Origin of the sequence: Cupriavidus sp. CuC1, from assembly GCF_044627735.1 — a bacterium.
In the GTDB taxonomy this organism is placed as follows: Bacteria; Pseudomonadota; Gammaproteobacteria; order Burkholderiales; family Burkholderiaceae; genus Cupriavidus; species Cupriavidus ulmosensis.
Genome location: NZ_JBIUHC010000251.1, coordinates 1 through 9423 on the forward strand (window position 1 = coordinate 1; position 9423 = coordinate 9423).

Annotated in this window: 6 protein-coding genes and 2 pseudogenes; all 8 read left to right on the forward strand. The window is 60.6% G+C overall.

The features are described 5' to 3' along the window. Window positions 1–378, forward strand: a pseudogene (locus ACGLHR_RS48835) (ABC transporter substrate-binding protein); the annotation flags it as partial. Between the two features lie 92 nt (window positions 379–470). Continuing rightward, window positions 471–1412 carry an ABC transporter permease gene (locus tag ACGLHR_RS48840; RefSeq protein ID WP_400102965.1) on the forward strand — a complete coding sequence of 314 codons (942 nt, stop codon included), beginning with the start codon at window positions 471–473 and terminating at the stop codon, window positions 1410–1412. Window positions 1413–1430: 18 nt separating this feature from the next. After that, window positions 1431–2393 carry an ABC transporter permease gene (locus ACGLHR_RS48845; RefSeq protein ID WP_400102967.1) on the forward strand — a complete coding sequence of 321 codons (963 nt, stop codon included), beginning with the start codon at window positions 1431–1433 and terminating at the stop codon, window positions 2391–2393. 4 nt (window positions 2394–2397) lie between these two features. After that, window positions 2398–4056, forward strand: a complete 1659-nt coding sequence (locus ACGLHR_RS48850; RefSeq protein ID WP_400102969.1) for a dipeptide ABC transporter ATP-binding protein — start codon at window positions 2398–2400, stop codon at window positions 4054–4056. An 85-nt stretch (window positions 4057–4141) separates the two neighbouring features. Next, a complete protein-coding gene (locus ACGLHR_RS48855) occupies window positions 4142–5674 on the forward strand; it encodes a M81 family metallopeptidase (RefSeq protein ID WP_400102971.1) in 1533 nt (510 codons plus the stop codon). 127 nt (window positions 5675–5801) lie between these two features. Beyond that, window positions 5802–6833, forward strand: coding sequence for an alpha/beta fold hydrolase (locus ACGLHR_RS48860; protein ID WP_400102973.1), 1032 nt, complete (start codon window positions 5802–5804; stop codon window positions 6831–6833). Between the two features lie 258 nt (window positions 6834–7091). After that, window positions 7092–8375, forward strand: a complete 1284-nt coding sequence (gene oxlT, locus ACGLHR_RS48865) for an oxalate/formate MFS antiporter (RefSeq protein ID WP_400102975.1) — start codon at window positions 7092–7094, stop codon at window positions 8373–8375. Window positions 8376–9241: 866 nt separating this feature from the next. Next, window positions 9242–9423: pseudogene (locus tag ACGLHR_RS48870) on the forward strand (ABC transporter substrate-binding protein); the annotation flags it as partial.

The window sequence follows — 9423 nt, forward strand, 5'->3', positions numbered from 1 at the left end:
GACTGGTCGACGCTGTTGACGCGCCGCACCAGCAAGGCGCCAGCCGACAAGGGTGGCTGGAACCTGTTCATTACCGGTTGGGCGCCTGGCGACACGATGAATCCATTGTTCTTTTCGCCGCTGACGGGCAATGGCGAAAAAGGCTGGTTCGGCTGGGCGACAGACGACAAGCTGGAACAACTCAAGAGCGATTACCTGGTGAGTACCGATCCGGTGCAGCGCAAGAAGATCGCCGCGGCGATCCAATCGGTGACGTACCAGAGCGGGATCCTGGCGCCGGTGGGAAACTTCGACTTCTATTCTGTGATCCGCAAGGGTGTGGTCAGCGGCATTGTGCCGGCTCCCGTCAACGTGTTCTGGAATATCCGCAAGAGCTAACCACGGTGTAGGCGGCAATACGCGGGCCGTCGCCGCCACGCTTAGCAATACAAGCCTCGTCCATCTGTTATCCAGCTCGGAGCAGAACTGACATGCACTTCCTTCTATTCAGGCGCATGCTGTCGACAGTACCAGTGCTGGTCATTGTCGCCATCATCGTCTTCATGATTTTGCGTCTGACGCCAGGCGATCCCGCTGCAGCGCTCGTCGGCGACAACGGTACCAGTGCGGACATCGCTAAGGTCCGCGCGAGCCTCGGGCTAGACCAGCCGCTGCCGGTGCAGTTTGCCAACTGGGCCGGGAAGATGCTGCACGGCAACCTTGGCGACTCATACTACATGAAGCAACCGGTGACTCGGTTGATCGCGCAGCGGATCGAACCGACTTTGTCTTTGTCCGCTCTCACATTGGTATTTACGCTCCTCGTCGCAGTACCGCTCGGCGTCATCGCGGCCTGGCGGCACGGCGGCTGGCTAGACCGGATGCTGATGGGATTTTCGGTTGCGGGGTTCTCTGTTCCTTCGTTCGTGATCGGCTATCTCCTCATCTGGGCTATCGCATTGCATGCAAAGCTGCTGCCGGTCCAGGGATATGCACACTTGAGTGAAGGCATCGGCCCGTGGCTCGAGCATCTCATCCTGCCTGCGTTTACGCTGTCCATTGTCTACCTTGCCCTGATTGCCCGCGTCACGCGCGCGGCGGTTGCCGAGGCACTGACCGAAGACTACATCCGCACCGCTCGCGCTAAAGGTATCTCCGAAGTACGGGTGTTGATTCGCCATGCCCTGGCCAATGCCGCGGTACCGATCGTCACCGTGATCGGCATCGGCATCGGCTTGCTTATCGGCGGCGTGGTGGTTACCGAGACGGTCTATGCGATCCCCGGGCTCGGGCAATTGACGGTCGATGCCGTGTTGGCGCGCGATTTTCCGCTGATACAAGGCATCACGCTGTTCTTCTCCTTTGTTTACGTCCTGATCAACCTGCTGGTCGACTTGAGCTACATGCTGCTCGACCCGCGCATCCGCTATTGAGTGAAAGGGCAACTGAACATGATTGACGATCACGATTCGATGGCCCTTGCTGCGTCGAGTGTCTCCTTTGGTCACGTGGATGCGGTGCCGGGCACACGCTCGCGTACATCGCTGTGGCGCCGGGTTGTGCGGAATTGGTCGGTACGCCTGGGCGGCAGCGTACTGGTGCTGCTGATCCTCGTCGCCGTCGCAGCCCCATGGCTTGGTACGATCGACCCGACTGCGATGGATCCCTCAAGCGCGAACCTGCTCCCCGGTGCGACGGCCGAATTCAGTGATCTGTCGGGCGCGACGTTCCAGCACTTCTTCCTGATGGGCACCGATAGCCTTGGCCGGGATACCTGGAGCCGGGTTGTGTACGGTGCGCGCGTGTCGCTGTCCGTCGGTATCTCGGTGGCGTTCCTGGCGCTTGCCTGTGGCGCGCTGGTCGGGGTAGCGGCGGGCTATTTCCGCCGCCTGGATAACCTCATCATGCGGGCGATGGATAGCTTGATGGCTATCCCTAGCATCCTGTTCGCAATCACGCTGATGGCACTTTGGCGGCCCACCCTCGTCACGGTGATTGTCGCTATTACCATTCCCGAGATTCCGCGCGTAGCGCGACTGGTGCGCTCGATCGTGCTAACAATCCGCGAGGAACCCTACGTCGAAGCCGCGATCTCACTGGCTAGCCCGACCGGCAAGATTTTATGGCGTCACATCATGCCCAATGCGATCGCACCGCTGATTGTGCAGGGGACCTACGTGTGCGCCTCCGCCATCCTGGTGGAAGCGATCCTGTCGTTTCTCGGCGTGGGTCTGCCGCCGGATATTCCGACGTGGGGCAACGTCATGGCTGACGGACGCATGCAGTTCAACCAGTTTCCGCAGACCGTGCTGTTCCCCGGCATCTTCCTGGCGCTGACTGTGCTGGCGGTCAATATCCTGGGCGATGGTTTGCGCGACACACTCGATCCGAAGTTCAACAAGCGCGGAGGCTGATGCGATGCGTGAAGTAGATTTCCAAGAGGGCGTACCATCCGGCGCCGGCCCAGTCGATAGCGTCCTCGCGATCAGGAACCTGACCATCGCGCTGCCGGCGGGAGCCGACCGCGCTCACGCGGTACGGCAGGTCTCGCTCGACGTGCAGCAGGGTGAGATAGTGTGCCTCCTGGGCGAGTCGGGATCGGGAAAGTCGGTGATTGCACAGGCTGTGATGGGTCTATTGCCGGCGACGCTACAGGCAGTGGACGGCGGCATTCAACTACTGGGCGAGAATGTGCTGACAGCCAGCCCGGACCGTATCCGGCAACTGCGCGGCCAAAAGATGGCCATGGTTTTCCAGGAGCCGATGACGGCCCTCAATCCGACCATGACGTGCGGCGCGCAGGTCGACGAAATGCTGGCGCAGCATAGCCGCACCGGTGCAGGTGAGCGGCGCCAGCGGATTCTCGATATCTTCGACCACGTAAGGCTGCCGGAACCGGAGCGTATCTACGCATCTTATCCGCATCAGTTGTCGGGCGGACAGCGGCAGCGCATCGTGATCGCGATCGCGCTGATCCTGAAGCCGGCGTTGCTGATTTGCGACGAGCCCACCACAGCGCTCGACGTGACGACCCAGGCCGAAATTCTCAGGCTGATTCGCGAGTTGCAAGCCGAAAGCGGTACCGCCGTGTTGTTCATCACGCATGATTTTGGCGTGGTGGCGGAAATCGCCGACCGCGTCGTCGTATTGCGGTTGGGCGAGATGATCGAGCAGGGCACCAGGTTGCAGGTACTGCAGCAACCGCGCGAGCCCTATACCCGCATGTTGCTTGCCGCCGTCCCCTCGCTGGTGCCGCGCACGCGTCCCCCTGTGGAGAAAGCTTATCCGCTGCTCGAAGCCCACCGAATCAGCAAGACTTATGTGACGGGATCCTGGCCGGGCCGCAAGCGCACAGTGAAGGCGGCCAGTGATGTTTCACTGGCGGTGCTTCCGGGCGAAACGGTGGGTATTGTGGGCGAATCCGGGTCCGGGAAATCGACTGTCGCGCGTTGCATCGCACGCCTGATCGAGCCGACCGCCGGCGATATCTTCGCCGATGGCCGATCGGTTGCGAAGGCACGCGGCCGTGCGCTGTATCCGTTCCGGCGCTCGGTGCAGGTTGTATTCCAGGACCCCAACCGATCACTCAATCCGCGCCAGACGGTTGGTGCCTCGATCATCGAAGGGCCGCTGAACTTCGGCGTACCGTACAACGAAGCGTGGGCACGTGCTGAAGACCTGATGACACTGGTACGGCTCAAGCCCGAGGCGCTGCACCGTTATCCGAGCGAATTTTCGGGAGGCCAACGGCAACGGATCTCGATCGCGCGGGCGCTGGCGTGCGAGCCACAGGTGTTGATCGCCGACGAAGCGGTGTCTGCGCTCGACGTCTCGGTGCAGGCGCAAATCCTAGATTTGCTGGATGACATTCAGCGTCGGCTGCGGATCGGAATTCTGTTCATTACGCACGATTTGCGGGTGGCCAGCCAGATCTGCGATCGGGTGATCGTGATGCGGCGAGGCGAGGTCGTCGAGGAAGGGACGATTCGGGAGGTGTTCCTCGGGCCGCAGCACGAATACACGCAAGCGCTGCTGGCGGCGGCGCCTGGGCGCAACTTCGCATTCGGATCAGTCTGATGCGGCCCCAACCGCTTGGATTATCAGAACTTTCTGCCGTCACAGTGACGGCCGGATACCGCGGATATCTCTAAACAATATGGGCATGCCTACACCTAAACGAATAGTCGTCTGCGGCTTCCAGCACGAGACGAATACCTTCGCACCGACACAAGCGGACCTGCTCGCCTTCGAGTATGGCGGTGGCTGGCCGGGACTGGTGCGAGGCGATGCGTTGTTCGCCGCAATTGCCGGGACCAACATCCCCGCCGCCGGTTTTGTCGACGCGGCACAACGCGCCGGCCACACACTGCTGCCGACGTTGTGGTGCGCGGCCAGTCCATCTGCGCATGTCGCCGAGGCAGCCTTCGAGCAGATCGCAGGGGAGATCCTTGCCGGCATCGAGGCAGCGCTGCCGGTCGACGCGGTTTACCTGGACCTGCACGGTGCGATGGTCACAACCCATTTCGACGATGGCGAGGGCGAACTGCTTCGGCGGGTACGTGCCCTTGTCGGCGACGCGGTGCCCGTGGTCGCTAGCCTCGATCTGCACGCAAATGTTACGGCGCAGATGCTCGCCAGTGCAGACGCGCTGGTCGCATACCGTACCTACCCGCACGTCGACATGTCGCGCACTGGGCAGCGCGCATTTGGGTTACTGGAGAAACGCTGGTCAAGTGGTCGGCGTGCAGCGCTCGCAGTCCGCAGGCTGCCCTTCCTGATTCCGATCTGTTGGCAGTGCACCGATATGCAGCCGGCAGCGGGCCTCTATGCACTGCTTGCGGAGATCGAGGCGAAGGTAAGCGCTGACCTGTCGTTCGCGACCGGCTTCCCGGCGGCCGATTTCGCCGAATGCTCGCCAGTGATCTGGGCCTATGGGGAGGATTCAGCCTTAGCCGAAGCGGCAGTGGACATACTTGCGCGGGGCGCCAACGAAAGTGAAGCCGAGTTTGCCGGTACCCTGTATTCGCCCGACGATGCCGTTCGCTACGCGATCGAGCAAAACCGTACCGGCAGACGCCCAATTATCATCGCCGACGGTCAAGACAATCCGGGAGCCGGGGCGAACTCAGACACCACCGGCATGCTGCGTGCCCTGATCAGACAGGACGTACAGGGGGCGGCGATCGGGCTGATGGTCGATCCGCAAGCCGCCGAAGCGATCCATAGGCGGCGAGCCGGCGAAACGATCCGGCTGGCGCTGGGTGGGCATTCCGGCGTTGACGGTGACGCGCCTTATGAAGACGAGTTCCTGATTGAAGCGCTCTCGGACGGCAAGGTCGAGGCAACCGGCCCGTACTACGCCGGCTTTCGCCTTGACGTCGGACCGGCTGCCTGCTTGAGACGCGGCGGCGTCCGAATCGTAGTGGCCTCGTTCAAGGTGCAGATGGCTGACCAGGCGCTGTTTCGCCTCGTTGGTATCGAGCCAACCGAGCAAGCGATGCTGGTCGTTAAGAGCGCGGTACATTTCCGCGCCGACTTTGCGCCGATGGCGGCCGAGATTATCGTTTGCGCGGCGCCCGGCCCGATGCCCATGCGGCTTGAGCAACTGCCGTGGAGCAAGCTCCCGATTGGGATGCGTCTAGGCGCCAAGGGCCAGCCTTTCGAGCTTGGGCGGACGGCCGTGGCAGCGGCATGAGGTCGCCCGGCAGGCGACCTCAAAATAGTTTGAACCGCCTCAGCAAATCGGGATTCGCTAAAGCGTTGGAATCAGCGTGTATTTTCTTTGATCACCCGTTATATTTCGCCATCGGCGATCGACACACATGGACGACTATCTTGTATTTAATGCCGGAAACGTGGTTCTTCAATCTGGGATCACATTCAGAGACGCCAAGCTTGCCTATCAGACTTATGGAAGATTGAATGCCGACCGATCGAACGTCATTCTGTACATGACGTCATTTGCGGCGCATCACTATGACGTCGACTGGATGGTAGGTCCGGGCAAAGCGTTGGACACCGATAAGTACTTCGTCGTCATTCCTAACCTGTTCGGCAATGGACTGTCGTCCTCGCCCAGCAACGCAACCGAGCCGTTCAGCGGGAGCCGTTGGCCGAATCTTACGATCGCCGATAACGTCACGATACAGCATCAACTCCTGACACAGGAGCTCGGGATAGAAGTTCTGCAATTGGCTTGTGGCTGGTCGATGGGTGGGTTGCAGGCTTATCACTGGGCGGCGCTGTATCCGGACATGGTCAGACGGCTGGTTGTGCTTTGCGGCGCGGCCAAGACCTCGCCGCACAATCAGGTGTTCATTGAGGGCGTGCGCGCAACCCTGACGACGGACCCCGGTTTCCAGAACGGAACGTTCGTCCAGCGCCCAGAGCGAGGGCTGCGGGCCATGGGCCGCAACTATGCGGCCATGGCGATGTCGCAAACGTTCTATCGGGACGAGGTGTGGCGCCAGGCCGGCTTCTCTTCGCTCGAAGATTATCTGGTGATGTCGTGGGAAACGAACTTTCTGAAGCGCGACGGCAACAACCTGCTGGCTCATCTATGGGCCTGGCAGCACGCGAACATCGCTGCCAATTCCACATTCAAAGGCGATTTCCACGCGGCGCTACAAGCGATCAAGGCGAAAGCGCTGATCATGCCGAGCGAGACCGATCTGTACTTCCAGGTGGAGGACAACCGCCTTGAGGTCGCGCAAATGCGAAACGCCAGACTCCTTCCCATTCCATCAATCTGGGGCCATCGCGCTGGCTTGCCGTCAAGCAATCTGGATGATGCCACATTCATCTCGGCTGCAATAACCCGACATCTCGAGGACTATAGGGGCGGGAAAGCTTGAGCACCCCCGCCGCGCCGCGCGTCCGCGGTGCAGAGGCGGCCGCGTCAAGCAGACGCGGAGGACGATGGCTGGCGCTGGCACTACCGCCAGGACGGCCCACGCGTATTCGCTAGACGACGGCATGCCAACCGCTGTTGGCTCTCGGCCTGCGACGATCACTTGATGTACCTATTGCGCTGGCTAGGAACTGGACATCTGAGATCCAGTCGTGCACGCCGGCTGGATCGATTCGTGTCACTTTTCTTATGGAGTTAAAGCATGAGCACCCAGAGTATCAGTGCCGGCGCCCGAGCCCCGCTTGCGCTCTCGTTAAACAGCCGCTGGTGGCAATTGATGTGCGGCCTTGTATGTGCGATGGTCGCATCGAATCCTCAATATATCTGGACATTGCTGACACCTTCGTTAACTGCGAAGCTCGGGGTTTCGCTGCCGAGCTTGCAGGTCACTTTCTCCATCCTCATTGTCTGCCAGACGTTTCTTTCACCGTTCGAGGGCTATCTAATCGAGCGCTTTGGGCCGCGCTGGTTGCTGGCAGCGGGTGGCGCCATCACCGGACTGAGTTGGCTCCTGACGAGCCGCGCCGAGTCCCTGGTGTCGGTGTACCTATGCTATGGAGTTCTCGGAGGGATTGGCGTCGGGATTGTCGTGGTTGGCACGATTGGGCTGATGGCACGCTGGTTCCCTGATCGCCGCGGCTTTGCGATTGGCGTGGTGATGGCAGGCTTTGGCATGGGCGCGATGCTCACGACATTTCCGATCACCCTTAGCCTTAGCAAGTACGGCTACCAGCATACTCTGGTTGTCTTTGGTCTGATCCTGGGTACGATCGGCATACTTGCCGCGCTCGGCCTGAGGCTGCCGCCGGCCGGCTATATGGCTGACTGGCGACCATCGAATTCGGCCGTCGTGCCCGACACGCGGACCGGCAGCATGCTGCGCACCCCCGTGTTCTGGCTGATGTTTGTGATGATGTCGATGATGGCCACGTCGGGCCTGATGGTGACCTCGCAGATGGCGGTTTTTACACGGGATTTTGGCATGTCGGAGGTCACCGTTTTTGGTCTTGCGGCGCTGCCCCTTGCGCTAACGATTGATCGCGTGGCGAATGGCGTGACACGGCCGATGTTCGGGTGGATATCCGACCTGATCGGGCGGGAGAAGACGATGCTGTTCGCATTCGGGATGGAAGCGGTGGCGATGACCTTGTGGCTCATGCTCCGGCACGACCCGGTGATGTTTGTGGTGCTGTCAGGCCTCGTCTTCCTCGGCTGGGGAGAGATCTTTTCGCTGTTCCCTTCGACGCTCACGGATACTTTCGGCGGCAAACATGCGATAGTGAACTACGCGTGCCTATCATATGCGCAAGGCATCGGTGCAATCTTCGGGGGGCCGCTGGCTGCGCTGCTCCACCAGCAAACGGGCGGATGGGATGCGGTGTTCGGCACGGCTATCGCATTGGATAGCTGCGCGGCTGTGTTGGCGATCGCCGCACTCAAGCCGATGCGCCATGCGTGGTTTGCCCGCCAGTCCAGGCGGGCATAGTCAAACCGTCCTCGGCGGGCGACCGGCAAAGGTCGCAGTGAACGATGGAAGGCCGATTGAAAGCAATGGCGCCGGCACTGCTCTCGATCGGACCTTGGACGTATGGGGGCTCGAGACCTTTGTTATTTACCCGGCGGTCGCATTTCAGACGAACCGTAGCACAGCCGGTTGCCGGTCCACGCCTCAGTCAGCCATACGATATGCACGGCGACCTCCGCCGCGTCGGCAAGCCACACTCGCATCCACTAGTTGAAACTTGCGTTGTGCCAAACGATTGTCCTTTAACGCGAGGACAGCACGTGGCACCGAGCAGCTTGATCCTACCCCTGACGGTTCCTTACACCTGCGCTTGATCGTGCGCAGGGCTTGCGTTTCACTTTTGACTGGAATTCTCCACCAAAATCCTCTCGTTCGTTAGCGCCGCTTGTGACGACGGTGCCGAATAGCCGGGGCCCAAATATCGCGCGGGAGACGTGTGCGGAAGAGGGCCAAGGTCGCGCCCGGATACGGTGCAATTGGGACCTGTGCGAAGTGGGATGCACCGTCCACGCGCGTGTCCGCCCTCTTGTTGAGCATGGTGTCGTGTCCGTTGCAGTGCGCCACTGACCGGATTCTCGGATGCATGCGGGTATTCGCAGTGGCACGTTTTGTGCGAGTTAGAAGTGCATGCGAATTTCAATTGTTGCAAAATGCAAATGATCGAGAGTGCGACGACTTTATCCTTGAAGTTGCCGTCCTCCCGAGGTAATGCAGCTGAACTTCCGCAGTACTGTACTGATCGCGTTGGCAATGGGCGTGGGGTCATGCGCCGTGCACGCGATGAGCCAGGAAGCATTTTGTGTTCTTTCTTCTTATGGGGTTGAATCATGTTGGAGCGGTGGCTGCCTCGATGTGTGCTGGGCGTGCTGGTTGCGAGCGCTGTGACGATGGCGAACGCGCAGGATGCATCCAAGGTGTTGCGGATCGTGCCTCAAGCCGATCTGAAGATCCTCGATCCAATCTGGACTACGGCGTTTATCACGCGCGACCACGGCTATATGATCTACGA